At 70.6% G+C, this 26014-nt stretch carries 28 protein-coding genes; 8 read left to right on the top strand and 20 right to left on the bottom strand.

All coding sequences use genetic code 11. The features are described 5' to 3' along the window. Positions 1–37: 37 nt before the first annotated feature. From ACM9LD_RS10280 to mrf, 12 genes are all read right to left on the bottom strand, one after another. Positions 38–727 (bottom strand): MspA family porin, encoded by a 690-nt coding sequence (locus ACM9LD_RS10280; RefSeq protein ID WP_415676571.1) that lies wholly within the window; start codon positions 725–727, stop codon positions 38–40. Between the two features lie 363 nt (positions 728–1090). After that, a complete protein-coding gene (locus tag ACM9LD_RS10285) occupies positions 1091–2596 on the bottom strand; it encodes a hypothetical protein (protein ID WP_415676572.1) in 1506 nt (501 codons plus the stop codon). A 264-nt stretch (positions 2597–2860) separates the two neighbouring features. Continuing rightward, a complete protein-coding gene (locus tag ACM9LD_RS10290; protein ID WP_415676573.1) occupies positions 2861–3559 on the bottom strand; it encodes an MspA family porin in 699 nt (232 codons plus the stop codon). A gap of 58 nt (positions 3560–3617) precedes the next feature. Continuing rightward, positions 3618–4292: an MspA family porin gene (locus ACM9LD_RS10295; protein WP_415676574.1), complete on the bottom strand. Its 675-nt coding sequence runs from the start codon at positions 4290–4292 to the stop codon at positions 3618–3620. Between the two features lie 670 nt (positions 4293–4962). After that, the gene (locus ACM9LD_RS10300; RefSeq protein WP_415676720.1) at positions 4963–5571 is read right to left on the bottom strand and encodes a MogA/MoaB family molybdenum cofactor biosynthesis protein; all 609 of its coding nucleotides are present in this window, start codon (positions 5569–5571) and stop codon (positions 4963–4965) included. A 14-nt stretch (positions 5572–5585) separates the two neighbouring features. Beyond that, positions 5586–6887: a S1C family serine protease gene (locus ACM9LD_RS10305; protein ID WP_415676575.1), complete on the bottom strand. Its 1302-nt coding sequence runs from the start codon at positions 6885–6887 to the stop codon at positions 5586–5588. A 95-nt stretch (positions 6888–6982) separates the two neighbouring features. Continuing rightward, a complete protein-coding gene (locus ACM9LD_RS10310) occupies positions 6983–8491 on the bottom strand; it encodes a HAMP domain-containing sensor histidine kinase (protein ID WP_415676576.1) in 1509 nt (502 codons plus the stop codon). A gap of 4 nt (positions 8492–8495) precedes the next feature. Continuing rightward, positions 8496–9182, bottom strand: coding sequence for a response regulator transcription factor (locus tag ACM9LD_RS10315; protein ID WP_415676577.1), 687 nt, complete (start codon positions 9180–9182; stop codon positions 8496–8498). Positions 9183–9262: 80 nt separating this feature from the next. After that, positions 9263–9916 carry a trimeric intracellular cation channel family protein gene (locus ACM9LD_RS10320; protein ID WP_415676578.1) on the bottom strand — a complete coding sequence of 218 codons (654 nt, stop codon included), beginning with the start codon at positions 9914–9916 and terminating at the stop codon, positions 9263–9265. A gap of 70 nt (positions 9917–9986) precedes the next feature. Further along, complete coding sequence (rpmF, locus tag ACM9LD_RS10325; RefSeq protein WP_013127873.1) at positions 9987–10160, bottom strand: 50S ribosomal protein L32; 174 nt, start codon at positions 10158–10160, stop codon at positions 9987–9989. 77 nt (positions 10161–10237) lie between these two features. Further along, on the bottom strand, positions 10238–10501 hold the full coding sequence (locus ACM9LD_RS10330) for a type B 50S ribosomal protein L31 (RefSeq protein WP_415676579.1): 264 nt from the start codon (positions 10499–10501) through the stop codon (positions 10238–10240). Next, the gene (gene mrf, locus ACM9LD_RS10335; RefSeq protein ID WP_415676580.1) at positions 10498–11715 is read right to left on the bottom strand and encodes a ribosome hibernation factor-recruiting GTPase MRF; all 1218 of its coding nucleotides are present in this window, start codon (positions 11713–11715) and stop codon (positions 10498–10500) included. The genes ACM9LD_RS10330 and mrf overlap by 4 nt, the downstream gene beginning before the upstream one ends. Before the next feature lie 46 nt (positions 11716–11761). On the opposite strand from mrf, the gene rpmB reads away from it, so the two are divergent. The 7 genes from rpmB to ACM9LD_RS10370 all read left to right on the top strand — a co-directional run bounded on the left by rpmB (position 11762) and on the right by ACM9LD_RS10370 (position 16067). Then, positions 11762–11998 (top strand): 50S ribosomal protein L28, encoded by a 237-nt coding sequence (rpmB, locus tag ACM9LD_RS10340; protein ID WP_415676581.1) that lies wholly within the window; start codon positions 11762–11764, stop codon positions 11996–11998. Next, positions 11999–12163 carry a 50S ribosomal protein L33 gene (gene rpmG, locus ACM9LD_RS10345; RefSeq protein ID WP_013127877.1) on the top strand — a complete coding sequence of 55 codons (165 nt, stop codon included), beginning with the start codon at positions 11999–12001 and terminating at the stop codon, positions 12161–12163. Continuing rightward, positions 12163–12468, top strand: coding sequence for a 30S ribosomal protein S14 (gene rpsN / locus ACM9LD_RS10350; protein WP_415676582.1), 306 nt, complete (start codon positions 12163–12165; stop codon positions 12466–12468). Before rpmG ends, rpsN begins: the two co-directional genes overlap by 1 nt. After that, a complete protein-coding gene (gene rpsR / locus ACM9LD_RS10355) occupies positions 12468–12698 on the top strand; it encodes a 30S ribosomal protein S18 (RefSeq protein WP_224647065.1) in 231 nt (76 codons plus the stop codon). The genes rpsN and rpsR overlap by 1 nt, the downstream gene beginning before the upstream one ends. Positions 12699–13247: 549 nt before the next feature. Beyond that, on the top strand, positions 13248–14186 hold the full coding sequence (locus ACM9LD_RS10360) for an AEC family transporter (protein WP_415676583.1): 939 nt from the start codon (positions 13248–13250) through the stop codon (positions 14184–14186). 138 nt (positions 14187–14324) lie between these two features. Continuing rightward, positions 14325–15323 carry a hypothetical protein gene (locus tag ACM9LD_RS10365; protein ID WP_415676584.1) on the top strand — a complete coding sequence of 333 codons (999 nt, stop codon included), beginning with the start codon at positions 14325–14327 and terminating at the stop codon, positions 15321–15323. Positions 15324–15464: 141 nt separating this feature from the next. Further along, on the top strand, positions 15465–16067 hold the full coding sequence (locus tag ACM9LD_RS10370) for a DUF1707 SHOCT-like domain-containing protein (protein WP_415676585.1): 603 nt from the start codon (positions 15465–15467) through the stop codon (positions 16065–16067). Here ACM9LD_RS10370 and ACM9LD_RS10375 read toward each other — a convergent pair whose 3' ends face one another. From ACM9LD_RS10375 to ACM9LD_RS10390, 4 genes are all read right to left on the bottom strand, one after another. Then, on the bottom strand, positions 16068–18065 hold the full coding sequence (locus tag ACM9LD_RS10375; protein WP_415676586.1) for a vWA domain-containing protein: 1998 nt from the start codon (positions 18063–18065) through the stop codon (positions 16068–16070). After that, complete coding sequence (locus ACM9LD_RS10380; protein WP_415676587.1) at positions 18055–19449, bottom strand: sigma 54-interacting transcriptional regulator; 1395 nt, start codon at positions 19447–19449, stop codon at positions 18055–18057. The genes ACM9LD_RS10375 and ACM9LD_RS10380 overlap by 11 nt, the downstream gene beginning before the upstream one ends. 116 nt (positions 19450–19565) lie before the next feature. After that, positions 19566–20429, bottom strand: a complete 864-nt coding sequence (locus ACM9LD_RS10385; RefSeq protein WP_415676588.1) for an SCO6745 family protein — start codon at positions 20427–20429, stop codon at positions 19566–19568. Between the two features lie 42 nt (positions 20430–20471). Beyond that, entirely contained in the window at positions 20472–20939 is a 468-nt protein-coding gene (locus tag ACM9LD_RS10390; RefSeq protein WP_415676589.1) for an SRPBCC domain-containing protein, read from the bottom strand. A gap of 16 nt (positions 20940–20955) precedes the next feature. On the opposite strand from ACM9LD_RS10390, the gene ACM9LD_RS10395 reads away from it, so the two are divergent. Then, positions 20956–21306: an ArsR/SmtB family transcription factor gene (locus ACM9LD_RS10395; RefSeq protein WP_224649584.1), complete on the top strand. Its 351-nt coding sequence runs from the start codon at positions 20956–20958 to the stop codon at positions 21304–21306. A 159-nt stretch (positions 21307–21465) separates the two neighbouring features. Here ACM9LD_RS10395 and ACM9LD_RS10400 read toward each other — a convergent pair whose 3' ends face one another. From ACM9LD_RS10400 to ACM9LD_RS10415, 4 genes are all read right to left on the bottom strand, one after another. After that, the gene (locus tag ACM9LD_RS10400; RefSeq protein ID WP_415676721.1) at positions 21466–22230 is read right to left on the bottom strand and encodes a class II aldolase/adducin family protein; all 765 of its coding nucleotides are present in this window, start codon (positions 22228–22230) and stop codon (positions 21466–21468) included. 66 nt (positions 22231–22296) lie between these two features. Continuing rightward, positions 22297–23844: a bifunctional phosphoribosylaminoimidazolecarboxamide formyltransferase/IMP cyclohydrolase gene (gene purH / locus ACM9LD_RS10405; RefSeq protein WP_415676590.1), complete on the bottom strand. Its 1548-nt coding sequence runs from the start codon at positions 23842–23844 to the stop codon at positions 22297–22299. Further along, positions 23841–24491, bottom strand: a complete 651-nt coding sequence (purN, locus tag ACM9LD_RS10410; RefSeq protein ID WP_415676591.1) for a phosphoribosylglycinamide formyltransferase — start codon at positions 24489–24491, stop codon at positions 23841–23843. The genes purH and purN overlap by 4 nt, the downstream gene beginning before the upstream one ends. 44 nt (positions 24492–24535) lie before the next feature. Further along, the gene (locus tag ACM9LD_RS10415) at positions 24536–25984 is read right to left on the bottom strand and encodes a cell division protein PerM (RefSeq protein ID WP_415676592.1); all 1449 of its coding nucleotides are present in this window, start codon (positions 25982–25984) and stop codon (positions 24536–24538) included. Positions 25985–26014: the final 30 nt, after the last annotated feature.

Raw genomic sequence — 26014 nt, forward strand, 5'->3', positions numbered from 1 at the left:
CTTCGTAATAGGGCTACAGGGATTGGAGAAGTTGGGCTTAGCCCATGCTGAAGGGAGCGCCGTACAGGAAACCCTGAATCCGGTTGCTGCCCTTGATCTCCACCCAGGTCACGATCCGAGACTGCGCGTAGCCGCTGCAGTTGCCATAGTTCAGGTCGTAATTCTTCACACTCACCGTGTACGTACCGGCCTTGGTGAACTTGATCGAATCCAGCGCAGAAGGCTGATCGGCACGACCGAAACCCGTCACCGACGACGTCGAACCCGGGCTCAGCGGCACATCCAAGCCACCCGACACGCCGCCCAGCGACAGGCTCGCGCTCGGCGAACCCGAACCGTTCAGGCCGGCAGAAGCACCAGGACCGGTCAGCCCGACGGAGCCACCGATCGCACCGGGGAACTGGCAGCCCGACACGACACCGACGCCCAGCTTGCCCTGGATATCCTTGACGCCCGCCGGAGCCTTCACATCCACCGCGCCGGTAGAGGTCACCCACACCGTCCGCGTCTGCGCCGTCGCCAACGACGGCTGAATCGCGAACGAGTTACCCGTCGACTTCAGCACGACATTCCAACCGCCCGGCGCAGCGACAGTCTTCTGACCGTTCGGCAGCGGGCCAGCGCTCGCGGTACCTGCAGTGATCGAGGCGGCCGCAGCCACCGAGACCGCAACGACACCGGCGCGTGCTGCGCTCGACTTCAGTTTCACGTTCATCATCACCTTCATTCGCGCTTCAGTCCAGGCTTGTCCTGTGCACTCGCTTTGACCCCAGCCCCTCACGAATACTCAGCATTTCCTTAGAAAGAGCCGACCTGCTCAATCTGCTCCAACTCGACCATCAATGCAGGTCAGCTCCGCGAGGGTGTCTAGCAAGCGGCGTGAATGCACGATAGAGGCGGCGATCGACCACGCGCAACCGTGGCGGGGAACCTTTACATACCCCAAGGAGAGTTCACGCAATTCTTCGCATGCGCACTGGCTCCGTAATCTTGCCGTAACACCAAGGCGCGATTCGGTGGCAGTCACCACACGCGCGAGGGGCGGCCATCCAGATGGATGACCGCCCCTTCGAGGTGGGAGACGACGGAGCTACTTGGCTCCGCCCGCGTCGCCGGCGCCGCCGGACGTATCGCCGCCGGTGGTGCCGCCGCCGGTCGAACCATCGCCGGTGGTGCCGCCGCCGGTGGTGCCGCCGCCGGTGGTGGTGCCGCCACCGGCCGTACCACCGCCGGTGGTGCCGCCCCCGGTCGTACCGCCGCCGGTGGTGCCGCCGCCGGTCGTGGGTGCGGTCTTGCCGCCGCCAAGCGCCTCAGCGACCTTCTCGAACAGGTCGACACCCTTACCCTTCGAGCTGCCACCCGACGCGGGAGCAGCCGGCGCGGTGGGCGCGTCGGCAGTGGCTGCGGTGGCCGCAGCCTGGGAGCCCGTGCCGAGGTTGCCTTCGGAGCCGGAACCCGCCGCCGCAGCGGGGAGCGAGAGCGCCTTGCTGGCGGTCGAGACGGAGCCACCCGGCGTGGTCGTCGTCTGCGCGGACGGAGCAGGCGCCAGACCCCCGTTGAAGACGTTCGTGATCGCCTTCGTGTCGTAGGAGATGATGTTGGCGGGCAGGGCCGCAACCTGGCCCGCAGCCTGGGCCACGTAGCCGGTGACCGCAGTGGCGAGGTCGCCCCACTTGCCGGTGAAGCCCAGCTCGACGACAGCCTTGAAGATGGCGTTGACAACGTTGGTGTTGGCGGTGGGCTTGTTGTCTTTATCCCAAGCGATATCGACGACGAAAGCCTTGAGAACCTGGTTGGCGTTCTGGAGCGGAATTCCGGCGACGTTGAGAAGATCGCCGACAAGACCGGCATCCGCAGGGCTGACCTCGGGGGCGGTGGCCTTCGCCGCAACGGTCAGCACCTGAGCGGACGTCACGCCCGAAGCCGCAGGCGCGACGGTCGGCTTCTGCGAGACGAACTTGCCAGATGCGATGTTCGTTCCGAACTGAGCCAGGTACAGGCCGATGTTGTTCGCGAGCGCACCCCAGTTGCCGGTGGCTCCGAGATCGACCACGGCCTTGAAGATCGCATTCGCGACATTCGTCGTCGTGGCACTTCCATCCTTGACGATGACCTTGCCGGAAGCGTCGCGCAGCTCCACGTTGAACGCTTGCAACGCGTTCGTCGCAAGCTGCAACGGGAGGCCCAGAAGATCCAACGGCGACGCCGCCGAGGTGACGGGCGCGTTCGCGGCCTTGACCGTTGCGACGTTGGCCGCGAGGGGCGCGGGTGCGAACAGCTTGGAGATCGCCGCGACGTCGTATCCAACGATGTTCGCCGGCAGCTTGCCGAAGTTCGCCGTCGACTGGTTGAAGTAGCTCTTGAGCCGCTTCTGTAGCTCAGCGGTGTCGCCGACCGCGCCCTGGTTCACCAAGGTTGCGAAGATGGCGTTCGGGAGGTTCGTGATGACGTCTTTGCCATCCTTCGTGTCGCCGGTCGCCACGTTTCCGGCCTGGATCACCTGGTTAGCGTTCTGCAGCGGGATGCCGAGAACGTTCAGGACGTTGGTGGGCGACAGCTCAGCGTTAGCAGTGGATGCCAACGTGGGCGTTGCCACCAGCGCCGCGGTGGTGACTACCGCTGCGACAGATGCTTTCCGTCGATTCATTGCGTGTTCCCCTCAGGTTGGTGCCGGGTGTTAACACCGGGGCATGCCCCGCCAATCACCAGGCGAATTCATCAGCTGTGCCGACTTCAGGTTGTGGGACGCGGTCCCACGACTACTTTCTCAGTAAAGCGCTAGTAAGGGCAGCGAACGAGCAGACACGGGGCCGACGCCCTGTCTGGCGCCGGCCCCGTGTCATCATCGAGAAGTTCTCAGTTAGCCCAGCGTGAAGGGCTTGCCCCAGAGCACCGCGGTGCCCTCGTTGTTGCCGACCTTGCCAGTCGCGTACACGTAGAACCGAGCCTGCGCGTACCCACCGCAGCCGTCGACGCCGATGGTCTGATCAGCCCACGACAGCGAGCCGTTAGCACCGTCGAAGTCGTAGCTCTGCGACGGCGTGTTCCAACTCGGGCTGATCTCGTCGCCCGGCTTCGGCCACTTCTTGCGGTCGTACGTCAGCGCCTGCGTACCGATCGTGCCAGCAGCCAGCGACAGCGTCGCACCCGTCGAGCCATTCACGCCGGCGATCTTCGCGTCGTCGGTCTTGGACGACAGCACCGGTCCATTCGCGCCAGCACCGAGGCTGAGCTTTGCGCTGCCGATCTGCACCTGGCAACCGACGACATAGCCGGCCTGGATCGAGCCACCCGAGGCCTTCGTGCCGGCGAGCTTCACGGACACGCTGCCGGAGACCCAAGCGTTGCGGGTGGTGGGCAGGGCGACCATGCCGGGCGACAGCAGCGCGCTGTTCTTTCCGAGCGAAATGGTGATCGAGCCGTCGCCGACCTTCTGCGTGACCGTCTCGGTGGGCAGGGGGATGAAGGTGTCGGCGTTCGCCACACCGGTGGACGCCGCGCCGAGCGCGACGCCAGCAACTGCGGCCACAGCGGCACCGCGGATTGCGAGGTTCTTCATGATGTCCTTCGTGGGTAGTCAGCCCGGGTTGGGCAAGAGAGTTGAGTCGGAGAGGGGCTTAGCCCATGCTGAAGGGAGCGCCGTACAGGAAACCCTGAATCCGGTTGCTGCCCTTGATCTCCACCCAGGTCACGATCCGAGACTGCGCGTAGCCGCTGCAGTTGCCATAGTTCAGGTCGTAATTCTTCACACTCACCGTGTACGTACCGGCCTTGGTGAACTTGATCGAATCCAGCGCAGAAGGCTGATCGGCACGACCGAAACCCGTCACCGACGACGTCGAACCCGGGCTCAGCGGCACATCCAAGCCACCCGACACGCCGCCCAGCGACAGGCTCGCGCTCGGCGAACCCGAACCGTTCAGGCCGGCAGAAGCACCAGGACCGGTCAGCCCGACGGAGCCACCGATCGCACCGGGGAACTGGCAGCCCGACACGACACCGACGCCCAGCTTGCCCTGGATATCCTTGACGCCCGCCGGAGCCTTCACATCCACCGCGCCGGTAGAGGTCACCCACACCGTCCGCGTCTGCGCCGTCGCCAACGACGGCTGAATCGCGAACGAGTTACCCGTCGACTTCAGCACGACATTCCAACCGCCCGGCGCAGCGACAGTCTTCTGACCGTTCGGCAGCGGGCCAGCGCTCGCGGTACCTGCAGTGATCGAGGCGGCCGCAGCCACCGAGACCGCAACGACGCCAGCGCGTGCCACGGCCTTGCTCATCTTGCTCATTCGTTCCCCTCACCAGGAATCATGGTGTGCCGCTCCGGTAGGAGCGCCGGCCCTGCGACTCACCCAGCCACGGACCGAACCTCAAGCCTTTTCTCAGCCTGAGATCACTGTCGGTTCCCCGGAGGCCTTCGCTGACCTACGGTTCACGCGGAGCATATCCTCAGCTTTCCAGGTCGCGCAACGCTTTCAATCTTCGCAAATTGTGAGTTCGTGAATCTACTCATCGCGATCATGAATCGCGCACACGCGCGTCAACCAGCGCTTCTTAGGCAAGACTCACCGAGAACCGCCGCCTACCTGCATGGAACTTAGGGTGAGCTACATACTTAGAGTTCACTCAGGCACCCCGAAGCTGTAACCAGACCACCGGAATGACCGACTGTGTCCTTAGTCACACTACCAGTGGGTTTGCAGTTTCAACGACTCTACCCGCCGTGGTGTGGCGGGCGGTTCTCGCGGTACCAACGTTCCGTCGGGTCACCGTCGGGGCCGGAACGGCGAGACGCCGCGCCCGAGCGGGGCGCGGCGTCGTTCGACCCTCGGCCGGAGCCGGAATCGGGCAGATCGTCCTTGGTCTGGGAGGGAAGAACGTCTCCGAAGATCCGCGCGACATCGCGTGCGGAGTACTTCCGGGGAGCGGGGCCCTCGGGGGTGGAGCCGGGCTCGGACATCACCGGGCCTGGTCGTCGCCGCCCGCGATGTGGCGGATCACGTGGGTGGCGAGCGGCGTCAGCGTCGCCATGCCGTCGCGGATCGCCGCGCGCGAGCTGGCGAGGTTCACCACCACGGTGCTGCCGGAGACGCCGGCCAGCCCGCGGGAGAGGCCCGCATCGGTCGCACCCGCGGCGAGTCCCGACGAGCGCAGCGCCTCGCAGATGCCGGGCAGCTTCTTGTCGAGGATCTCCTCGGTGGCCTCCGGCGTCACGTCGCGGGCGCCCACGCCCACACCGCCGATGGTCACGGCCAGGTCGACGCCGCCGATCACCGCGGTGTTCAGCGCGTTGCGCACGTCCACCTCCTCGGCGGGGACCACGACCACGGCGTCCACCTCGAAGCCGGCCTCCTCGAGCAGCTCGGTCACCAGCGAACCCACCGACTTCCCCGCGCCGGACGCACGGGAGGCACCGGGCTGCAGGTGGTCGTCGACGACGATCACGAGGGCACGGCCGATCACCCCGGCCCCGTCGAGGGCCGCATCATCGAGGGCCGGCACGTCCAGGGCGTCGTCCTCCAGCCACTCGGCGTCCGCTGCCCGGCTCTGGCTCATCTCCGCGGTCATCTTCGATTCCTCCGTCACTTGTCCAACTTATCGAGCGTCACCTGCTTGGTCACCGGACTCGTACTACTCGGGCTATCGAGGTAGGTAACGGTCACGGTAGCCCCCGGCGGGTAGGCGCGCACGGCTCCGATCAATCCGTAGCCGTCGGTGATGTTCAGGTCGTCCACCTTGGTGACGAGCGCGCCCTTCGGGATGCCCGCGCGGCCGAAGCCACCCGTTGCGGAGACGTCCACGACCAGTGCGCCCGGCCGGCTCACCGATGCCCGCGGGTCCACCGTGATGCCCACGGCCGCGTGCGTGGCCGAGCCCGACTCCATCAGTTCCTTGCTGATCCGCTGCACCTGGTTCGACGGGATCGCGAAGCCCAGGCCGATGCTGCCGCCCTGCTGCCCCGTCAGTTTCGAACCGCCGAGCGTCGCGATCGACGAGTTGATGCCGACGAGCCGGCCTGTCATGTCCACCAGGGCTCCGCCCGAGTTGCCCGGGTTGATCGCCGCGTCGGTCTGCACCGAGTTGATCACCGTCGCCTGGTCGGAGTCCTTGCCGCTGGTCGCCACCGGACGGTTCAGCGCCGAGACGATGCCGCTGGTCACGGTGCCCGCGAGGCCGAGCGGGGCGCCCACGGCCACCACCTCCTGGCCGACGGACAGCTTGCCGCTGTCGGCGAAGGTCAGCGGCTTGAGGTCGCGCTTGTCCGTCTGGATCACCGCGAGATCCGTGATGGGGTCCGCGCCCACCACGGCGGCGTTGCTCACGCTGCCGTCGGAGAAGGAGACCGTCAACTTCCCGTTCCCGGCGATCACGTGGTTGTTCGTCACGATCTTGCCGTCCGCGCTGATCACCACGCCCGACCCCGACGACTCCGAGGTGCCTGCCTGGTTGTCGATCGACACCACGGCCGGCAGCACGCCCTGCGCGACCTCCTGCACCGAGCCCTTGACCACGGGCGGCGCGTCACCCCCGGACACCGTCACCGTCGACGACGAATCGTTCCCGCCCCACACCAAGTACGCCCCGGTCACCGAGAGCAGCGACGCGATCAGCGCGATCGCCACGCCCATCGCGACCAGCGCGCCCATCCTCGGCCCGCGCGCGGGCGTGGTGGTCACCGCGGGCAGGACGCCCGGCCCCGCGTAGCCCGACGGTCCGCCGCCCGGCGCCGGATAGGCGCCCGAGTACTGCTGCGTGGGCCGGTACTGCCCCTGCGCACCGGGCTGGGCCTGCTGGCCCGGCTGCGCACCGGACTGCGCCGGCTGCTGGCCGTACTGCCCGGCCGACTGGCCCTGCTGATAGGGATTCTGCGGACCCTCGGTCATGGAGCCCCCTCCTTCGTGTTCTTCCCCGCCAAGACTGCATACGGCTTCTGTGAAGTGCCTGTGAGCAGATTGTCACTTCCCCGGAAGCAACTCCATCATTTGCCTCGAAGCAGGCGGAGCCGGGGCTCCCGCTGCACCACCTGCGGGGCGCGGCCGCCCGCGACCGGGCTGCCGGGGATCTCGAGGCGCACCAGCGCGCCGCCACCGTCGGCCGTGCCGACCGCGACGGAACCGCCGTGCCGTTCCACCACCTGTTTGACGATCGCGAGGCCCAGGCCGGAGCCGGGCATCGAGCGGCTCGCCATCGAGCGGTAGAAGCGCTCGAAGACCAGTTCCCGGTCCTCCTCGGGGATGCCGGGCCCGCTGTCGGCGACGCTGAGCGCCGCCCGGTCGACGCCGATCTCGGCGAGCTCGACCCGCACCACGGAACCGTCGGGCGAGAACTTCGCCGCGTTGTCCAGCACGTTCACCACCGCGCGGCCCAGGCCGCCGTTGTCGCCGTAGACGTACCAGGGCGCGCTCGTGACGTCGAAGCGGACCGTCGGGCGGCGGCGCTCGACACGCTCGACGGCCTTCTGCAGGATCTCCTCGAGGTCGACCTCCTCGTTGACCGCCTCGGGCGCGTCCTCGCGGGCGAGGTCCACGAGGTCGCCGACCAGCGTGGTCAGCTCCTCCACCTGGGCGAGGACGTCGTCGGAGAGCTCCTTCATGTCGTCCTCGGGGATGGGCGGCGCGCCCGGCTGGTTCGCGGCGACGAGCAGCTCGACGTTGGTCCGCAGGCTCGTCAGCGGGGTACGCAGCTCGTGGCCGGCGTCGGCGACGAGGCGGGCCTGCCGGTCGCGCGACTCGGCGAGGGCCCGCAGCATCGCGTTGAAGCTGGCGGTCAGGCGCGCCAGCTCGTCGCGGCCCACCACGGGGATCGGGGTCAGATCGTCGGTGCGGGCCACCCGCTCGGCGGCCTCGGTGAGCCGCTGCACGGGTCTGAGCCCGCCGCGCGCGACGGCGGTGCCCGCGATCGCGGCGAGCACGATGCCGCACGCGCCCACCACGATGAGCACCGTGCCCAGCTCGCTGAGCAGGTTCTTCGTCGGGGTGAGGTCCTCGGCCACGATGATCGTGACGCCGTTGTCGAGGCGTCGCGCCATCACCCGGGTGTCGCCCTCGGAGCGCAGCGACTGGGCGAGCTTGCCCGAGATCACGTCGCGCTCGGGCTGCCCGATGGGGACCTGGCCCGACGGGCCCGAGTGGTACGGCGTCCCGTCGGGGTAGACGACCATCGTGCGGTTGACCGACATGTCCGGCCGGAACATCAGCATCATCATCACGGTGGTGAACTGCGTGACCGGCGAGCTCATCGCGGGCGCGACAGAGTCCACCTGCTGGTGCAGCCGGTTGTCGACGTCCGCGTACATCGCCCGCTTGACCACGAAGAACGCCGACGCCGCCATGAGCGCCACCGTGATGCCCACGACCGCCGCCGCCAGCAGCGTGACGCGCCACCGGAAGCTGACGTTGCGGGTGACCGGGTTGGGGTCGCGCATGGGACGCCGGTCCCGGACCTGCTTGTCGCGGGCCTCCGGGCGGGAGTGCCTCGGCACCGTCATCGGATCACGGCGGGGTCTCGCGCAGGACGTACCCGACGCCCCGCACGGTGTGGATCAGGCGGCTCTCCCCCTCGGCCTCCGTCTTGCGCCGCAGGTAGCCGACGTACACCTCGAGCGCGTTCCCCGAGGTCGGGAAGTCGTAGCCCCACACCTCCTCGAGGATGCGGCTGCGGGTGAGCACGCGGCGCGGGTTGCTCATGAGCATCTCGAGCAAGCTGAACTCGGTGCGCGTGAGGCTGATGTTCCGCTCGCCGCGGAGCACCTCGCGGGTGGCCGGGTCGAGGCTGAGGTCCTCGAACTTGAGCACCTCGTTGTCGGCACCGGTCTCGGGGGCGGCGCGGCGCAGCAGCGCCCGCATCCGCGCCAGCAGCTCCTCCAGCGCGAAGGGCTTCGGCAGGTAGTCGTCGGCGCCGGCGTCGAGCCCGCTCACCCGGTCGCTCACGGCGTCGCGGGCGGTGAGCACGAGGATCGGCAGGTCGTCGCCCGCGCTGCGCAGGCGGCGGCACACCTCCAGACCGTCGATCCGGGGCATGTTCAGGTCCAGGACCAGCGCGTCCGGGCGGTTGCTCGCGATGTGATCGAGCGCGTCCTGCCCGTCGACCGCGGTGTCCACCTGGTACCCGTTGAAGGTCAGCGAGCGGCGCAGGGACTCCCGCACCGCACGATCGTCGTCGACCACCAGAATTCGCATAGTCCACAGTCTTACCGAAGTCGTGTGTGAATTGGCTTAAGGGGTGCTTGTCGGCACTCGGCCCTGAGCGAACAACGGGTTCAGCGGCGGAAGCTCCGCCTGCACGCTTTGAGGAAGCGGCCGGCCACATCCTCGGGGGCGACGGGCACGCGCCAGCCCTGCCACAGCGCGAGCAGGCGGAAGCCGGAGGCCAGGACGGCGCCGACCAGCAGCGCGCGGGAATCGGTGGCGCCCCAGGAGGCGGCGAGCACCGTCGCGCCGGCGCCGGTGAGGGCGGGGATGGCGTAGAGGTCGCGCTCCTGGATGAGCAGCGGCACCTCGTTGACCAGGATGTCGCGCAGCACGCCGCCGCCGAGGGCGGTGGTGATGCCGATGAGCGCGGCGGCGAACGGCGACGCGTCGTGGTGCAGTGCCGTCAGCGCGCCCGTGGCGGAGAAGACGCCCATGCCGATCGCGTCGAGCACGAGCACGGAGTTGCGGAGCCGGCCGAACTGTGGGTGGAAGACGAAGACGAAGGCCGCCGCGATCGACGCGGTGGTGATGTTCTCCCAGCCCTGGAAGGAGGCGGGCGGGTGGATGCCCAGCAGCACGTCTCGGGCGACGCCGCCGCCCACGCCGGTGAGCGCGGCGAGGGTCCACACACCGAACAGGTCGAGCCGCTTACGGACGCCGATGAGCGCGCCGGAGGCGGCGAAGACCGCGATCCCCGCGTAGTTCAGCACCGCCAGCAGCACGCATACCCCCTCGGATACACCTCAAGAGCGGGCCGGCACCAGGCCGACCCGCTCTTGGGGAAGGATCTACTTAGCGGCGGTCGAGGTCGACCAGGCCCAGCTTCGCGGCGCGCACGAGGCGACGCGGAACCAGGTGGGTGCGGCCGCCGACCTGCACGGCCTGCAGCTCGGGGTTGTTCGCCTTCCACTGCGAGCGACGAGCATGCGTGTTCGCCCGCGACATACGGCGCTTCGGTACAGCCATGATTCTTCCTATCGGTCTTGACGAAAAAAGCTCTCGACGCGAGCCCGGAAGGCTTCCAACGTCACAAGCACTGAAGTCTACCGTCCCGCGGCCCGCCCGCCAAAACGCGCGTACTTCTCCTGGAACTTCTGCACCCGGCCGGCGGTGTCGACGAGGCGCTGCTTCCCCGTCCACAGCGGGTGCGAGTCGCTGGTCACGTCCACCACGATCATCGGATACGTCACCCCGTCCACGTCGACGGTCCGCGTCGACGTCGCCGTACTGCGGGTGACGAAGACCTTCCCCGTCGACGCGTCCTGGAACGCGACCGGGCGGTACTCGGGGTGGATTCCCTGCTTCATCGGTTCTCCTTCTGTTCGGCCTCGGCCTCGGTGCCGGGGGTCAGGTCCTCGCACGGGTCGGCGTGCATCGCGCCGAAGGGGTCGTGCCAGCCGGCCCACACGTCGGGGCCGGCGGCGAACTCCTCGGGGGTCAGCTCGGCCCAGCGCAGGGTCTCCGCGATCTGCGCGGGGTCGGCCCCGGCGGCCAACACGACCAGGTCGGTCCGACGGTCCCCGTACGCCTCGTCCCAGGCGGCGGACGCCATCGCCCACCGCTCGGGCGAGCCGTCGCCGCCGGCGGCCAGCCACGGCCCGGCCGCCCCGACGCGCAGCCCGGCGCCGGCGGACTCCAGCCAGAAGGCGTCGTCGGGCGTGGCGGCGAGCCAGATGCGGCCGCGGGCGTGGACGACCCCGTCGAGCAGCACGTCGATCGCCTCATGGAAGCGGCCGGGGTGCAGCGGGCGGCGGGCGCTGAACTCGATCAGCCGGACGTCGCCGTCGGGATCGAGCGGCGGGCAGCCGGGGAGCAGCGGGCCGAAGGGCTCCAGGGGCGGACGCGACGCGCTCATCCGCGGGAGCAGGCTGTGGAGGGGCACGCGCTCGCGGGCGATCGGGGCACCCGGCGCAAGGCGACGCAGGACCGCGCGCAGGCGGGCGGGATCGGGGCTGTCGCCGGCGACGACCACGAGGTCGGCGCTCTGCGCGTGGCCGACGGCCAGCTGGGCGACGGTGCGCTCGTCGTCGTCCGGGACGGGGAAGCGCTCGCCGAGATCCTCCTCGCCGAGCGCGTCGTCGAGCCAGGTCGCGCCGTCGACGAAGCCGATCGTCCCGGTGACCTCGACGTCGCGCGCGGCGGGGCCGGGTACCGCGCCGACCATCTCCACGATCACGTGCTCGATGGCGTGCCGCACCGCGTCGGCCTCGAGGATCGGGTCGAGCCGCACGACGATGCGGCGGACGGACGCCCGTCGGTGCAGCGTGCGGAGCAGCGGCAGCAGGTCCTCCCGGAGCGTGCACGAGACGCAGCCGTGCGCGAGCTCGAGCAGGGCGACGCGCTCCTCGGCGGTCCCGTCGGGCCGGACGGTGGCCTCCGACCGCACGACCAGGCCCTCCTTCAGGCCGGACAGGTCGTGATGCACGACGACGGTGCCGGGTTCGGCCAGCTCGAGCGCGCGCTCCTGCCCGCCGAAGCCGGTCAGCAGCAGGACCGGAGTTCTCTTGGAAATGATTCCCATTTCCAGTACGTTACCTTATCGACAATCATTCGCAAGAAGGAGAAGCATGTCCGCACACTGCCAGGTGACGGGCCGGGCGCCCGGCTTCGGCAAGCGGGTCTCGCACAGCCACGTGCGCACGAACCGCCGCTGGGACCCGAACATCCAGCGCCGCCGCTACTACGTGCCCTCGCTCGGCCGCACCGTCGTGCTCCGGGTGTCCACGAAGGGCATCAAGACCATCGACCGCCGCGGCATCGACGCCGTGGTCGCCGACATCCTGTCCCGAGGGGAGAAGCTGTAAATGGCCCGCAACGAGATCCGACCGATCATCAAGCTCAAGTCCACCGCCGGCACCGGGTACACGTACGTGACCAGGAAGAACCGCCGCAACGACCCCGACCGCATGGTGCTGCGCAAGTACGACCCCGTGGTCCGGCAGCACGTCGACTTCCGGGAGGAGCGCTGATGGCCACGAAGGCGAAGATCGCCGCCAACGAGGGGCGCAAGGCCCTGGTGGCCCGGCACGCCGAGCGTCGCGCCGAGCTCAAGAAGGTCATCGCGCACCCGTCGACCGACCCGGACACCCGAGCCGACGCCGTGCGCGCGCTCGCGAAGCTGCCGCGCGACGGCTCGGCGACGCGCGTCCGCAACCGCGACGCCGCCGACGGCCGCCCGCGCGGCCACCTGCGCAAGTTCGGGCTGTCCCGGGTGCGCGTGCGGCAGATGGCGCACGACGGTCAGCTGCCCGGCGTCCGGAAGTCGAGCTGGTGATGGCACGTCGACCCCTGCGCACCCCGCCCGCGCGGCGCGGCCTCGTCCGCGTGCCCGAGGGCGCCCTCGACTACAAGAACGTCACCTACCTGCGAACTTTCCTCAACGAACGCGGCAAGCTGCGCTCCCGCGCGGTGACCCGGCTGTCGCCGCAGGACCAGCGCGCGCTCGCGCTGGCGGTGAAGAACGCCCGCGAGATGGCGCTGCTCCCCTACTCCTCGAAGAAGTAGCGCCTCACGATGTCGCGTTCTGCGGCGGTACACCTGCTCCTGCGCACGCGTACCGCCGCAGAACGCCGAATCGTGAGGAACAGCGCCGACGCGGGCGAGGCCAGACGCGGTGGCGCGGTCAGGCACGGCGGCTCGGCCGAGCGGTCGCGGCCGAGCGCGCGCGGCGCGGCCGAGCGCGCATGCACGGGCGACGTGTGCTGACGAGGGGTGCAGGCGCTCTGCCGCTCTGCTCTCGGATTCCGTCCGGAATGGACAGCGCACCGCCGCAGACAGCGGACGAGTCGCCGTCGTCCCCCGCGCCGCGTCGACGCCCCCCGCGCCGCGGTTCTTCCCCCACCGCACGAACAGCTTCCTGTGAGGGACCGACCGTCCCCCACGCGGCGTCGACGTCCCCCACGCGGCGGCTGCGGCCCGTGCGCCGCGAGGGCCCCGGCCACGTCGGGCAGGGCCCCGCACTGTCCGATCCGGACAGAATCCGAGAGTCGAGCGCCGCGTGCACCGAACCCGCCCGCGCGGCGACGATAGTTCGGTCGCGTAACCTTCTCGCACGTGACTTCCGTGCTGGCCGGCTTCGCCGTGATCGCGATCATCATCGCGGCGGGGTGGCTCCTGGGCCGGCTGCAGGTGCTGGGCGAGCAGCCGGAGAAGCAGCTCTCGCTGCTGGTGTTCTACCTGCTCACGCCCGCCCTACTACTGCACGCGCTCGCGACCACCGATCTGACGGTGCTGTTCAGCTCGCGGCTGTGGGTGAGCGCGGGCTCGGCACTGACGATCGCGGCGCTCTACTACGTGATCGTCCGCGTGTTCTGGCGCCGGACGATGGGCGACGCCACCATCGGCGCGCTCGCCTCGAGCTACGTGAACTCGTCGAACCTGGGGATTCCGATCGCGGTCTTCGTGCTGCACGACACCTCGTACGTCGCGCCGCTGCTGCTGTTCCAGATCCTCGTCTTCTCGACGATCGCGCTCACGATGCTCGACGTCGCCGAATCCCGCGAGCGCACGGGCCCGAAGCCGCCGCTGTGGCGCACCGTCGCGACCCCGTTGCTGAACCCGATCGTCGTCGGCGCACTGATCGGGCTCGCGATCTCGCTGACGCGGTGGCATCCGCCGGACTGGCTGATGAGCCCGGTGAAACTGCTCGGCGACGCCTCGGTGCCGATGGCGCTGATCGTCTTCGGCCTCTCCCTCGGCGGCGTGCGGGTGCTGCAGAAGGGCGAGGCGCCCCGCCGGGACATCACCCTGGCGTCCGTGCTCAAGATGATCGCAATGCCCGTGCTGGCGTGGGCGATGGCGCGCTTCCTGTTCGGGCAGTCCGGTCACGCGCTCATGGCGCAGACGGTGACCGCCGCCCTCCCTACGGCGCAGAACGTGCTGGTCTACGGCCTGCGATACAACCGGGGAGTGATCCTCGCGCGGGATTCCGGGCTTATCACAACGGCGCTGTCGATTCCGGCGATCATGCTGATCGCGGTCCTTCTCACCTGACGAATGTGACGCACGACCCGGTCACATTACGCCTGTGACGCCCGTTTCGGCTTGGGTTGACGAAACTACTCGTGGGTTAATGAACCCACGAGTAGCACGCTGAACGGCGCGCTACGAACCGAACCCAGGAGAGACCCCATGGCTCAGACCGCCGCACAGCGCGCCGTCGACGTGTTCGTCTCTGCCGTTGAGGCCCGCGGGGGCAAGGCAGAGGTGACCTCGAAGGGCAGCACCACCCTCGTCACCGTGACCGCAGCCGACGGCCGCACCGAGACGCTCCGCGTCAAGGCCACCACCGGCGACGCGTGGCAGGCCCGCAAGAGCGAGGCCGCCGCGAAGGCCCCCGTCACCGCGTGGGCCCTGGTCGACCTGTCCGACGGTGCGCCGATCGCGCTCGCCCCGGCCGCCGACTACGCCGCGCACGTGGCGAAGCTCGCGACCGCGTGGGAGGGCAAGAACCCGGGCAAGTCGCTGACCGCCAACACCAACCTCTCGGTGACCGCCGACGCCGTCGCCGCGTGGGAGGACGCCTGGGCCGTTCTGGGCCTCGACGGTGCCGAGAAGCCCGCCGCCGAGAAGCCCGCCGCTGCCGCGAAGCCCGCGGCGGAGAAGCCCGCGGCGGAGAAGCCGGCCGCCGCGAAGACCCCGGCGAAGAAGGCCGCCGCGAAGTCGACGCCGGCCGCGAAGAAGGCCGCGCCGGCCAAGAAGGCTCCCGCGAAGAAGGCCCCGGCCAAGTCCACGGCCGCCAAGCCCGCCGCCGCGAAGGCCGCCGCTGCCAAGCCGGCCGCGAAGACCGCGGCCGCCAAGCCGGCCGCCACCAAGCCGGCCGCCACCAAGCCGGCCGCTGCCAAGCCTGCCGCGAAGAAGGCGCCGGTCAAGGCGTCGGAGGCCAAGATCACCCCGATCGCCGCACAGAAGGACGCCGCCTCGAAGAGCAAGGCGCCCGCCTCGATCGATGCGAAGTCCTCGAAGCCCGCCGCCAAGGCGGACGTGAAGGCCGCGCCGAAGGCGAAGGCGGACGCGAAGGCACCGTCGAAGACGGTCGCGAAGGCGGAGGAGAAGGCCCCGAAGAAGGGCCAGCCCTCCGGCATCGCGCTGCTGCTCAAGCGTCTCCCCGTGGTGGGCCGCCTGCTCTGACGCGGCACCGAACACCTCGCTCCCCCGCGGGGGAGCCGCACCGTCCCCCGGTCCCTCGGACCGGGGGACGGTCGCGTTCGAGGCGGATCGCCAGGAGTTTTCGGAGGCGAAGGGACGGGCGATTCGCCTAGAGTCGGGGGCATGTCCGACGAGTTGGAGCCCCTGCGCCGCGACGTCCTCCGAGCATCCGATCACGACCGCAACCGGGTGGTCGAGATGCTCTCCGAGGCCCTCGGCCTCGGGCAGCTCACGCTTCCCGAGTACGAGGACCGCTCGCACCAGGCGGTGGCGGCCCGCACCTTCGCCGACTTGGACCGCCTCGTGGAGGACCTGCCGGCCGTGCAGAACCTCCCCGCGGCGGCGGCCCCGGCCTATCGCGCACCGTCGGCCGCGCCGGCCGGCGTGCCGCGGATGGGCGAGACCAAGTGGGCCGTGATGTCGGAGACCAAGGTGCGCGGGCCGGTCGCCGTCGGGCCCGAGCACACCGCGATCGCGTTCTGGGGCGGCGTCTCGCTGGACCTGCGGGAGGCGACGTTCCTCGTCGGCGACGTGACGCTGAACGCCTACGCCGTGATGGGCGGCGTGAAGATCATCCTGCCGCGCGGCGCGAACGTCCACGTCGAGGGCGTGGGCGTGATGGGCGCCTTCGACCATAAGAACCCGCAGACGGGCGACCCCACCGGTCCCCGGATCGTGGTGAAGGGCTTCGCCTTCTGGGGCGGCGTCGAGGTGGAGATCAAGTAGCTACCTGCGCTTGCGGCTGCCCAGGTAGTCGCTGACCACGGCGGCGCCGAGCCCGTCCAGGTCCGGCGAGACCAGTCGCCCGCCCACGCGCCGCACCACGGCGGTCAGGAACCGGGTCAGGCCCGGGTCGTCGCCCAGTTGGAAGACGGTGATCTGCGCACCCTGCGCCGCAACGGCGTCCAGGCCGCGCACCGTCATCGCGATGGTCCGCGGGTGCGGCGGGTAGTCGAAGAAGGGCTCGCCGTTCCGCTCGAGGTGGGCGGTGGGCTCGCCGTCGGTGACCACGAGCAGCACCGGCTGCGCGTTCGGGTGCGACCGGAAGTGCTGCTGCGCCAGGGCGAGCGCGTGGTGCAGGTTGGTGCCCTGCTCGTAGACGCCGTCCAGCCCCGTCAGCTCGCCGACGCTGAGCGTGCGCGCGTACCGCCCGAAGCTGATGAGTGCCAGGTCGTCCCCGCGGAAGCGGGTCGAGATGAGCTGGTGCAGAGCGAGAGCCGTGCGCTTCATCGGCAGCCAGCGGCCCTCCATCACCATGGAGAAACTGGTGTCCACGAGCAGCGCGACGGCCGCGCGGCTGCGCGCCTCTGTCTCGGTGACCTCGATGTCCTTGGCGTCCAGCGTGACCGGTCCGGTCTCGCCGGAGGCGGCCTGGCGGAGCACGCCGTTGAGCACGGTGCGGGTGGCGTCCCAGGGCTCGGTATCGCCGAAGCGCCACTCCCGGCTCGCGCCGGTGGCCTCGCCGGTGGCGCCGGCGCGGGCGGTGTTCCGCTCTCCCCCGCGGGCGGTCAGACGGTCCGCGACGTCCCGGAGGATCGACTGGCCCAGCTGCCGGATCGCCTTGGGCGACAGTCGCAGCGCCCCGTCGGGGTCCCGGGAGAAGTACCCCTGGTCCTTGAGCGCCTTCTCCAGTTCAGCGAGCGTCCGCGCGTCGGCGACGGCCTCGTCGCCGAGCTGCCGCTGCAGCGCGTCGAGGTCGATGTCGTCGAGCGCGGCGCCGTTGTGCTGCTGGCTCAGCTGCTCGGCAAGGGATTCCAGGTCGGCGATGTCCTGCATGGCCTGCGTCGCATCCCCCAACCCCATCCCGGAATCGCCCTCGAACTCCTGGCTGCCGTACCAGTCCTCTCCGGGGCGGGCGTCCATGAGCTTGCCGGTGAGGTCGCTCAGCGCCTGGGAGAGCTGCGGCGACCCGAAGGCCGCCTGCGACAGCTCCTCCAGCTCGGCGCGCTGCTCGGGCGTGAGGCTGTTGTAGAGCCGCTGCGCGGCCGCCGAGCGCTGTGCCAGGGCGTCGATGAGCTCGTCGATGTTCCGCGGGTTCTCGGGGAAGTACTGGCCGTGCTCGGCCATGAAGTCGTCGAAGTCGTCCTGGGTTGCGGTGCCGGCGTTGTGCTTGTCCAGCAGGGTGTTCAGGTCGTCGAGCATCTTCTGGATCGCCGCGCGGTCCTCGTCGGTCGCGCCCTCGAGGGCCTGCTTGATCCCGGCGAACTGCTGGTCCAGGAGCTCGCGGCCGAGCAGGTCGCGGATCTCCTCGTACTTCTGCGCGGCCTCGGGCGAGCGCCACTGGTAGTCGCCCAGTTCGCGCACGGCCTGCGCCGCGGACGGCGGCAGGTTCGAGATCCGCATCTCCTGGAACCGGGCGTCGTCGTCCAGCGCGCGGGCGAGCTCCTTGCGTTCCGCGAGCACCGCCTCGTCGAGCAGCTTCTGCACGTCCTCGAAGGTCTTGCCGAGGTTGTTGCGCTGCAACACTTCCTGCCGCCGGCGGTTCGCCAGCTCGGCGAGCTTGTCGAGGCCGCGGCGGTTCTCGCCGCCGCGACGCAGGTACTCCTGCAGCGCGCGGCGCGGGGAGACGCCGCTCATCACGTCGCGGCCGATCTCGTCGAGCGCGTCCCGCAGGTCCACCGGCGGGGCCAGCGGATCGGGCCCGCCGGTGTAGCGGCGGTACCGGGCCAGGTGCCCGCGCCGTCCCTGCCGGTCGCGCCCCGCGCGCGAGGACCTATCCGCCATAGACGGTCTGGCCCTCCTCGTCGGACTCCTTGCCGATCCGCCGCGCGAGGTACAGCCCCTCGAGCGCGAACTCGGCGGCCGCGGCGCGCTCCCCCGGCGACTCGGCCTCGAGCCGGCGGTAGACCTCGGCGAGGACCGGGACCTCCGGGAGCGCGGCCAGCAGCTCGGCGGCGGTCACGTCGTCACCGGTGACGATGGGCCCGCCGGCCTCGATGGCCTCCACGAGCGGCCCCAGGTCGACGCCCAGCAGGTACTCGCCGATCGTCTCGGCCGTCGCGCGCCGCAGCAGGTGCACGAGCGTCGCGATCTCGCGCCCCTCCTCGCCGGCCTCGAACTCGACCTTGCCGCGCAGCACGTCGGGCACCGTCATCAGGTCGACGGGGCGCGCGACGGGCAGGTCCTCGCCGCCCACGGCCGCGCGGTGCAGCGCCGCCGCGGCGATGGTCTCCTGCGCCGCGATGGCGAACCGGGCGGAGACGCCGGACCGCTGGTCGACGGCGGGCGACTCGCGCAGCTCGCGGGTGAACCGGGCCAGCACCTCGGTGAGGTACTGCGGCACGGACGCGACGACGTCGGCCTCCTGCTCGATGACCGCGACCTCGTCCTCGAGGTCCAGCGGGTAGTGCGTGCGGATCTCGGCGCCGAAGCGGTCCTTGAGCGGCGTGATGATGCGGCCGCGGTTGGTGTAGTCCTCGGGGTTGGCGCTCGCCAGCAGCAGCACGTCGAGCGGCAGGCGCAGCGTGTAGCCGCGCACCTGGATGTCGCGCTCCTCCATCACGTTCAGCATGGCGACCTGGATGCGTTCGGCGAGGTCGGGCAACTCGTTGACCGCGACGATGCCGCGGTGCGCCCGCGGGATGAGGCCGAAGTGGATGGTCTCGGGATCGCCGAGGCTGCGGCCCTGCGCCACCTTGACGGGGTCCACGTCGCCGACCAGGTCGCCGACGGAGGTGTCCGGCGTCGCCAGCTTCTCGGAGTAGCGCTCGTCGCGGTGCTTCCACGCGACGGGCAGGTCGTCGCCCAGCTCCTGCGCGCGCCGGATGGAGGCGGGCGTGATCGGGTGGTACGGGTGCTCGCCGAGCTCGGCACCGTCGATCACGGGGGTCCACTCGTCGAGCAGGCTGACGATGGTGCGGATCAGGCGCGTCTTGCCCTGGCCGCGCTCGCCGAGCAGGACCACGTCGTGGCCGGCCAGGAGGGCGCGCTCGAGCTGCGGGATGACGGTGTCGTCGAAGCCCTGGATGCCGTCCCAGGGGTCGGTGTCGGCGCGCAGCGCGGCGAGCAGGTTGTTGCGGAGTTCGTCCTTGATCCCGCGGTAGACGTGGCCGGAGGCCTTGAGTTCACCGAGGGTGGCGGGCAGCGTGTCGGGGCGTGCAATGCTCACGCCGTCAACGCTACGCCGATCCGCGGCCCCCGCCCTAGCGAGTACGCCCGCAGCGAAACCGGGAATAGACGCTCGCGTCGGCGGGGTTGCCGAGGGCGGCGCCGCGGGATCGGCGGCTACTTCTTCGTCGTGCCGGGGAGGACGCCCGCGTCGATCACGGCCTTGGTCAGCGGCCGGATGCGGGTGATCAGCTCCTCGGTCCCGGGCCCGAAGGCCGCCGCGGTGATGGCGTCGGTCCCGGCCTCGATGTCCAGGTAGACGCCCATGCCCTCGGCGGTGAGCCGGTGCTCCTCGGCGTCGCCCTCGACCAGGCCGCGCTCGGTGAGGCGGGCGACCGCCTCGCCCCACTCCTGCTCGCTGTAGCCGCGGGTGATGCGGAAGAACCGGCGGCCCATGACGCGGCGGCGCACGTCGGGATCGGGCAGGTCGGCCTCGTGCAGGACGCCGGCCTCCAGGCCGGTCAGTCCGTGCCGGATCAGCTCGGCGAGGTGGTTGTCGCCGCGCCATTCGCGGAGCACGGAGAGGTGGCGCCAGAGCGCGAGGGCCGGCTCGTCGGGCACCGTCGACGATGCCCAGGCCGCCGCGAGGGTCCGGCCGGAGACGGGCAGGTCCGCCACGAGGGCGCCGAAACCGTCCGCGAGGGCCCGCACCTCGGCCGGGTCGATCCCGGCGAGGATGGTGCGGTACTGCTCCGCGAGCATCACGTAGCGGCGCTCGTCGATCTCGGCCAGGCCGGCGTCGACGGCGACCGGCCAGGCGGCCTCGATCAGCGACGGCGCGAAGTTGTAGAAGGCCGCGGTGACGACGGCGGCGTGCGCCTCGCCGATCGGTGCGGCCCGCGCGCCGACGTAGAAGGCGTGCTGGTCGATCCCCAGGTCGCGCACCGCGTCCCGGATCCCCGGGTTGAAGTAGGCGACCACGTGGAAGGGTTCGACCGTCTCGTAGGCGGTCCGGGCGAGGGCGACGGCGTTGTCCGACATGCCCTCACCCTGTCAGGGCGGGCGACGGATGTCGACGGTGGGCTACTTGTAGAAGCCCTCGCGCAGGTTGATGCCGTGCTCGACCCAGGCCTTCATCGCGGCGAGCATGCCGGTCCAGCCCATGCAGTTGCCGAAGGCGCCCTTGGCACCGTCCTCGGTCGCGGTCCACGCCGACTCGGTGATGGTGACGAGCGTGCGGCTGTCGTCGTCGACGGGGGCGAACTCGAACGTCGTGGTGGTGTGGCCGTCGCCGGCGACGGCGTTCTCGGCGTCCCAGCGGATCACGATCTTCGAGTGCGGCGTCGCCTCGACCACCTGCACGGGGAAGGCGCCGGGGAAGTCGGCGAAGTCCCAGGTGACCTCGGTGTTCGACTCGAGCCGGCCGCGGGCGCCGCCGGTGGTGAAGTACTTGGACAGCTGGTCGGGGTCGGCGACGGCCTCGTAGACCTGCGCGGTGGGGCGCGCCACGTAGCCGGAGACGGTGAAGGAGAGCTCTTTGAGTTCAGACATGTGATAAAAATACAACATGTCTACGAGCGATCGCAAGGGCTCCGCGGAACCTGCCGGCGACGACGACGCGGACGACGCCGTCTTCAAGGCGCTCGCCAACGCCACGCGCCGCCGCATGCTGGACGTGCTCAAGGAGTCGCCCCGCACCACCGGCGACCTGTGCGCGCAGTTCCCCGACCTCGACCGCACCACGGTGCTGCAGCACCTGCGCGTCCTCGAGCGTGCGGAGCTGGTGATCGGCCGCAAGGTCGGCCGCGAGCGACACCTCACGCTGGCGCCCGTCCCCATCAAACGCATTCACGACCGCTGGATCGGCGAGTACGCCCGCGCGGCCGTCTCCCTCCTCGACGACCTCACGCGCGACTGATCCCCGCCCGGCGGCCGGAAGCCGGCGGCGCGCAGCGATGGGGACACCGTCGCTCCCACCAGCCATGCGGATTTCGCATAACTCGATCGGAAGTCAGCAGGTCACACCCCATGCGCGCGACGCATGACGGTTCGGCGGAGTCATCGACCCGCGAGCGGTCTACTCGAAGACGTCCGGCGAGGAGGCGACGGTCTGCTCCCACAGCGGGCGGAACTGGAACCAGCCGGCGAGGTCGCTGCCGACCTGCGAATGGGTCAACCGCGCCGTCGCGGGATCGATCTCCTGCGGCTCCCCCGCCGCCATCGCGAGGAGCTGCGCCTGGCAGGAGCGCTCCATCGTCACGAACCACCAGGCGGCCGACGACACCGATCCGCCGACGGTGATGAGCCCGTGGTTCTTGAGGATCGCGGCCTTCGCGTCGCCGATCGCCGCCGCGACCCGCTTGCCCTCGACGGTCTCGTTCACCACGCCGGCGTAGTCGTCGTAGATGCCGTGGTCCTCGTAGAAGGCGCAGGCGTCCTGGGTGAGCGGCGCCAGCGGGATGCCCAGCGACGAGAAGGCCTTGCCGTGGACGGAGTGCGCGTGCGCGGCGGCCACGGCATCGGGCCGTGCGTCGTGCACCTGCGCGTGGATCACGAACGCGGCCCGGTTCACCGGCCGCCGCCCGTGCACGACGACGCCGTTGTGGTCCACGCAGATCAGGTCGGAGACGCGGATCTGGTTGAAGCTCATGCCGAACGGGTTCACCCAGAACAGGCCCGGATCCTCGGGGTCGCGGGCGGTGATGTGCCCGGCGACGCCCTCGGAGAAGCCCAGCCGCCCGAAGACGCGGAAGGCCACGGCGAGGTCGCGCTTGCGCTGCTCGCGCTCCTCCTCCACCGACAGTCCCATCGGCGGCAGCGGCAGCTCCGCGTTCTCGGGCATCGGCCCGACGGCCGCCTCGAGCAGCGGTAGATATTCGGCGGGCACCTGCATGGAGAACCTCCGTGATCAGTGGAAGAAGTGCCGCGTCCCGGTGAAGTACATCGTGACGCCGGCCTCGGCGGCCGCCTCGACGACCTCCTTGTCGCGGATGGAGCCGCCCGGCTGGACGATGGCCTTCACGCCCGCGTCGATGAGGATCTGCGGGCCGTCGGGGAACGGGAAGAAGGCGTCCGACGCGGCGACCGAGCCCAGCACGCGGTCGCCCGCGCGGGTCACGGCGAGCTGCGCCGAGTCGACGCGGTTGACCTGCCCCATGCCCACGCCCACGGATGCGCCGCGCGAGGCGAGCAGGATGGCGTTCGACTTCACGGCGCGGCAGGCGCGCCAGGCGAATTCGAGGTCGGCGAGGGTGGCCTCGTCGGCCGGATCGCCCGCGGCCAACGTCCACTCCTCCGGCGAATCCCCGGCCGCATCGATCGCGTCGGACTGCTGCACCAGCAGACCGCCGGTGATCTGCTTGATCTCGGTGCCCAGCACCGGCGGCTCGGCGAGCAGCACGCGGATGTTCTTCTTGCGCTGCAGCACCGCCACGGCACCGTCGGCGTACGAGGGCGCGATGATGACCTCGGTGAAGATCTCCGAGACCTGCTCGGCCATCTCCAGGCTGACCTCGCGGTTGGCGGCGATCACGCCGCCGTAGGCCGAGACCGGATCGCAGGCGTGCGCCTTGCGGTGCGCCTGAGCGACGTCCTTGCCGATCGCGATGCCGCACGGGTTGGCGTGCTTGATGATCGCGACGGCGGGCTCGTTGAAGTCGTACGCGGCGCGCCACGCGGCGTCGCCGTCCGTGTAGTTGTTGTAGCTCATCTCCTTGCCGTGCAGCTGCTCCGCCTGCGCCAGCCCGGACTTCGCGCCGCCCACGTAGAGGGCCGCGCCCTGGTGCGGGTTCTCGCCGTAGCGGAGCACGGCCTCGCGGGTCCACGTGCCGCCCATCCAGGACGGGAAGCTCTGCTCGGGCTCGGGCGCCACGACGTTGGTCATGTACGAGGCGACGGCCACGTCGTAATCGGCGGTATGCCGGAAGGCCTTCGCGGCGAACGCCTTGCGCCGCTCCAGCGAGAAGCCGAGCCGCGCGCTGTCGATCACGTCGCCGTAGTCGTCCGGCGAGACCACGACGGTCACCGACGGGTGGTTCTTCGCGGCGGCGCGCACCATCGACGGCCCGCCGATGTCGATCTGCTCGATGCACTCGTCCTCCGAGGCCCCGGAGGCAACGGTGTCGGTGAACGGGTACAGGTTCACCACGACCAGCTCGAACTTCTTCACATCCAGGTCGCGCAGCTGCTCGAGGTGCTCGGGCAGGCGGGTGTCGGCGAGGATGCCGGCGTGGATCTTCGGGTGCAGGGTCTTGACGCGACCGTCGAGGCACTCGGGGAAGCCGGTGACGTCCTCGACGCGGGTCACGGCGACACCGGCGTCGGCAATGGTGCGCGCGGTCGAGCCGGTCGAGACGATCTCGACGCCCGCCTGGGCCAGGCCGGTGGCCAGCTCCACCAGGCCCGACTTGTCGTACACGCTGATGAGCGCGCGCTTGATCGGGATGTTGCTGCTCATGTAATGGTGACCTTTCGTCCATCCACGCGATAGCCCTGGCGGGCGACTGCGGCGACGACCTCTGTCAGAAGCCGGCGCTCAACGACCTTGATCCGTTCGTGCAGGGTCTCCTCGGTGTCCCCCGGCTGCACCGCGACCGCCTCCTGCGCGAGGATCGGTCCGGTGTCGAGCCCCGCGTCCACGAGGTGCACGGTGGAGCCGGTGAGCTTGACTCCGTGCTCGAGGGCGGCGGGGACGGCGTGGGCGCCCGGGAACGCGGGCAGCAGCGCGGGGTGCGCGTTGATGACGCGGCCCCCGAACGCGGCGAGGAAGGCGGGGCCGAGGATCTTCATGAAGCCGGCCGCGACCACGAGGTGCGGCTCCAGCTCGGCGACGGCGGCGGTGAGGGCCTCATCCCACGCGGCGCGGTCGTCGTAGGCCCGGACGGGCACCTCGGCGGACTCGACGCCGGCGCGCGCGGCGATCTCGAGCGCGCGGCAGGACCGGTCCGCGACGACGCCGACCACGGCCCCGGGGTAGCCCGGTTCCGCCGCCGCGGCGAGGAGCGCCTCGAGCAGCGAGCCGGTGCCGGACGCCAGCACGACGATCCGTGCGGGCGCACACGGCGGCACCACCGTGGGGCTGGGCGTGGTCAGGATGTTCTCCATCGCAGAGGGACGATTCGGCAACAGCCTAACGCCGTGCCCGTCCGCTACTGCCCGAAGGTGTAGCTGTCGAGCTCCTCGATGTCTGCTATGTCGCGCTCGCGCTTCGTGGCGGCCGGCCCGACGGCCTGCCGGGAGACCGGCCGCACCTCCTCGGTGGGCTGGTCGGCGAGGGCGTCGAAGTCGCCCGTGTCGGCCGCCTCGTCCTCGGGTTCGGGCAGGTCGTCGGCGTGCTCGCCGCGCTCGGCGGGCTCGATCTCCACGGTCACCCCGTCGTCGATCACGTCCGCCTCGTCGGCGTAGGTGGTGTAGCCCGACGGTGCCTCCTCCTCGGCCCGGCGCGCGGCGCGCACCGCGCGGGACTCGCCCGCCTGCTGGAGGACCAGCGCGGCGAGCACACCGACCAGGCCGATCCAGCCGAGGGTGAAGCCGAAGACCTGGAGCAGGTCGGCGCCGGCGTAGCCGAAGCCCCCGAGCTCGCCGCCGGCGAGGAAGGCCGCGGCGGCGAAGCCCGTCGCGGCGAGCGCGGCGGTGGCGGCGACGGCGGTCACCGTCGGCCCGAGGTCGAGGGAGCGGGCGGCGCACCGTCGGCCCACCTGGACCGCCACGAAGGCCGGCACGGCGAGCAGGGGCAGGAGGTACCAGGGCGACGGGCCCTGGGGCAGCACCGCGAGGATCGGGATGCCGGGCGCGCGGCCCGGGACGGCGGAGAAGACGCTCATGGAGATGGGGCCGAGGTCGACGGTCGCGCCGAGCGGCAGCGCGGCGGCGCTGATCACCGCGTTGGGCAGGTACAGCAGCGAGAGCAGGACCAGCGAGACCATGCCGACGCCGTCGTTGCCGGAGCGGACCAGTTCGAAGACGGTCTCCCAGCGGATCACGAGGCGGACCACGACGATGGCCAGGCCCACGGCGCCGAAGGCGAGCAGCGCGCGGCCGGCGAGGCGCGCGCAGTCGTCGACCCAGGAGGGGATCCGCAGGAAGCGGGCCACGTCGCGCCAGTACGCGGGCGCGAGGCCGAGCAGGGCGGCGCCGAGGTGCACCGCGACGGTCGCGACGAACGCGGTGAGCGGCGGCGGTGTGCCGATGGTGAACCGCCCGGCGGCGTCGTTGACGACGGCCAGCGCGATGGCGGTGAAGAGGGCGGGTCCGGCGATGGCGCACAGCAGCACCGAGCGCAGGTCCGCGAGCGGGCGGCCCTCGCCGCCCGCGCGGCGCGCGGCCCGGGCGACGCCCACGACCAGCGCGGCAGTGGGGAGCAGGGGCAGCACGCCGAGGGTGATGTCGCTGATGGTGACCGGCACCTGGTGCACGGCCAGCCACAGTCCGGCGACGGTGGGGGCGATCGCCCCGAGCCCCGTCGACGTGGTGAGCAGGACCGCCACGCCCACCAGGAGGGTGGACGCGAGGGTCACGAGCGACGGCCCGAAGGCCATCACGAACAGCGGCCGGGTCTCACTCGGGCCCGGCCCCGCGGCGCGCGCTGAGTCGATCATCTTCACCACTGTGACATCGCAGTGGCCGAT

Origin of the sequence: Tsukamurella hominis, from assembly GCF_965137015.1 — a bacterium.
Taxonomy (GTDB): Bacteria; Actinomycetota; Actinomycetes; order Mycobacteriales; family Mycobacteriaceae; genus Tsukamurella; species Tsukamurella hominis.

Bases quoted from the DNA above. Each gene is read 5' to 3' on its own strand.
- ACM9LD_RS10280 (WP_415676571.1), bottom strand. From the start codon at position 727: ATGAAGGTGATGATGAACGTGAAACTGAAGTCGAGCGCAGCACGCGCC.
- ACM9LD_RS10290 (WP_415676573.1), bottom strand. From the start codon at position 3,559: ATGAAGAACCTCGCAATCCGCGGTGCCGCTGTGGCCGCAGTTGCTGGC.
- ACM9LD_RS10295 (WP_415676574.1), bottom strand. From the start codon at position 4,292: ATGAGCAAGATGAGCAAGGCCGTGGCACGCGCTGGCGTCGTTGCGGTC.
- ACM9LD_RS10300 (WP_415676720.1), bottom strand. From the start codon at position 5,571: ATGACCGCGGAGATGAGCCAGAGCCGGGCAGCGGACGCCGAGTGGCTG.
- ACM9LD_RS10305 (WP_415676575.1), bottom strand. From the start codon at position 6,887: ATGACCGAGGGTCCGCAGAATCCCTATCAGCAGGGCCAGTCGGCCGGG.
- ACM9LD_RS10310 (WP_415676576.1), bottom strand. From the start codon at position 8,491: ATGACGGTGCCGAGGCACTCCCGCCCGGAGGCCCGCGACAAGCAGGTC.
- ACM9LD_RS10315 (WP_415676577.1), bottom strand. From the start codon at position 9,182: ATGCGAATTCTGGTGGTCGACGACGATCGTGCGGTGCGGGAGTCCCTG.
- rpmF (WP_013127873.1), bottom strand. From the start codon at position 10,160: ATGGCTGTACCGAAGCGCCGTATGTCGCGGGCGAACACGCATGCTCGT.
- ACM9LD_RS10330 (WP_415676579.1), bottom strand. From the start codon at position 10,501: ATGAAGCAGGGAATCCACCCCGAGTACCGCCCGGTCGCGTTCCAGGAC.
- mrf (WP_415676580.1), bottom strand. From the start codon at position 11,715: ATGGGAATCATTTCCAAGAGAACTCCGGTCCTGCTGCTGACCGGCTTC.
- rpmB (WP_415676581.1), top strand. From the start codon at position 11,762: ATGTCCGCACACTGCCAGGTGACGGGCCGGGCGCCCGGCTTCGGCAAG.
- rpmG (WP_013127877.1), top strand. From the start codon at position 11,999: ATGGCCCGCAACGAGATCCGACCGATCATCAAGCTCAAGTCCACCGCC.
- rpsN (WP_415676582.1), top strand. From the start codon at position 12,163: ATGGCCACGAAGGCGAAGATCGCCGCCAACGAGGGGCGCAAGGCCCTG.
- rpsR (WP_224647065.1), top strand. From the start codon at position 12,468: ATGGCACGTCGACCCCTGCGCACCCCGCCCGCGCGGCGCGGCCTCGTC.
- ACM9LD_RS10365 (WP_415676584.1), top strand. From the start codon at position 14,325: ATGGCTCAGACCGCCGCACAGCGCGCCGTCGACGTGTTCGTCTCTGCC.
- ACM9LD_RS10370 (WP_415676585.1), top strand. From the start codon at position 15,465: ATGTCCGACGAGTTGGAGCCCCTGCGCCGCGACGTCCTCCGAGCATCC.
- ACM9LD_RS10375 (WP_415676586.1), bottom strand. From the start codon at position 18,065: ATGGCGGATAGGTCCTCGCGCGCGGGGCGCGACCGGCAGGGACGGCGC.
- ACM9LD_RS10385 (WP_415676588.1), bottom strand. From the start codon at position 20,429: ATGTCGGACAACGCCGTCGCCCTCGCCCGGACCGCCTACGAGACGGTC.
- ACM9LD_RS10390 (WP_415676589.1), bottom strand. From the start codon at position 20,939: ATGTCTGAACTCAAAGAGCTCTCCTTCACCGTCTCCGGCTACGTGGCG.
- ACM9LD_RS10395 (WP_224649584.1), top strand. From the start codon at position 20,956: ATGTCTACGAGCGATCGCAAGGGCTCCGCGGAACCTGCCGGCGACGAC.
- ACM9LD_RS10400 (WP_415676721.1), bottom strand. From the start codon at position 22,230: ATGCCCGAGAACGCGGAGCTGCCGCTGCCGCCGATGGGACTGTCGGTG.
- purH (WP_415676590.1), bottom strand. From the start codon at position 23,844: ATGAGCAGCAACATCCCGATCAAGCGCGCGCTCATCAGCGTGTACGAC.
- purN (WP_415676591.1), bottom strand. From the start codon at position 24,491: ATGGAGAACATCCTGACCACGCCCAGCCCCACGGTGGTGCCGCCGTGT.
- ACM9LD_RS10415 (WP_415676592.1), bottom strand. From the start codon at position 25,984: ATGATCGACTCAGCGCGCGCCGCGGGGCCGGGCCCGAGTGAGACCCGG.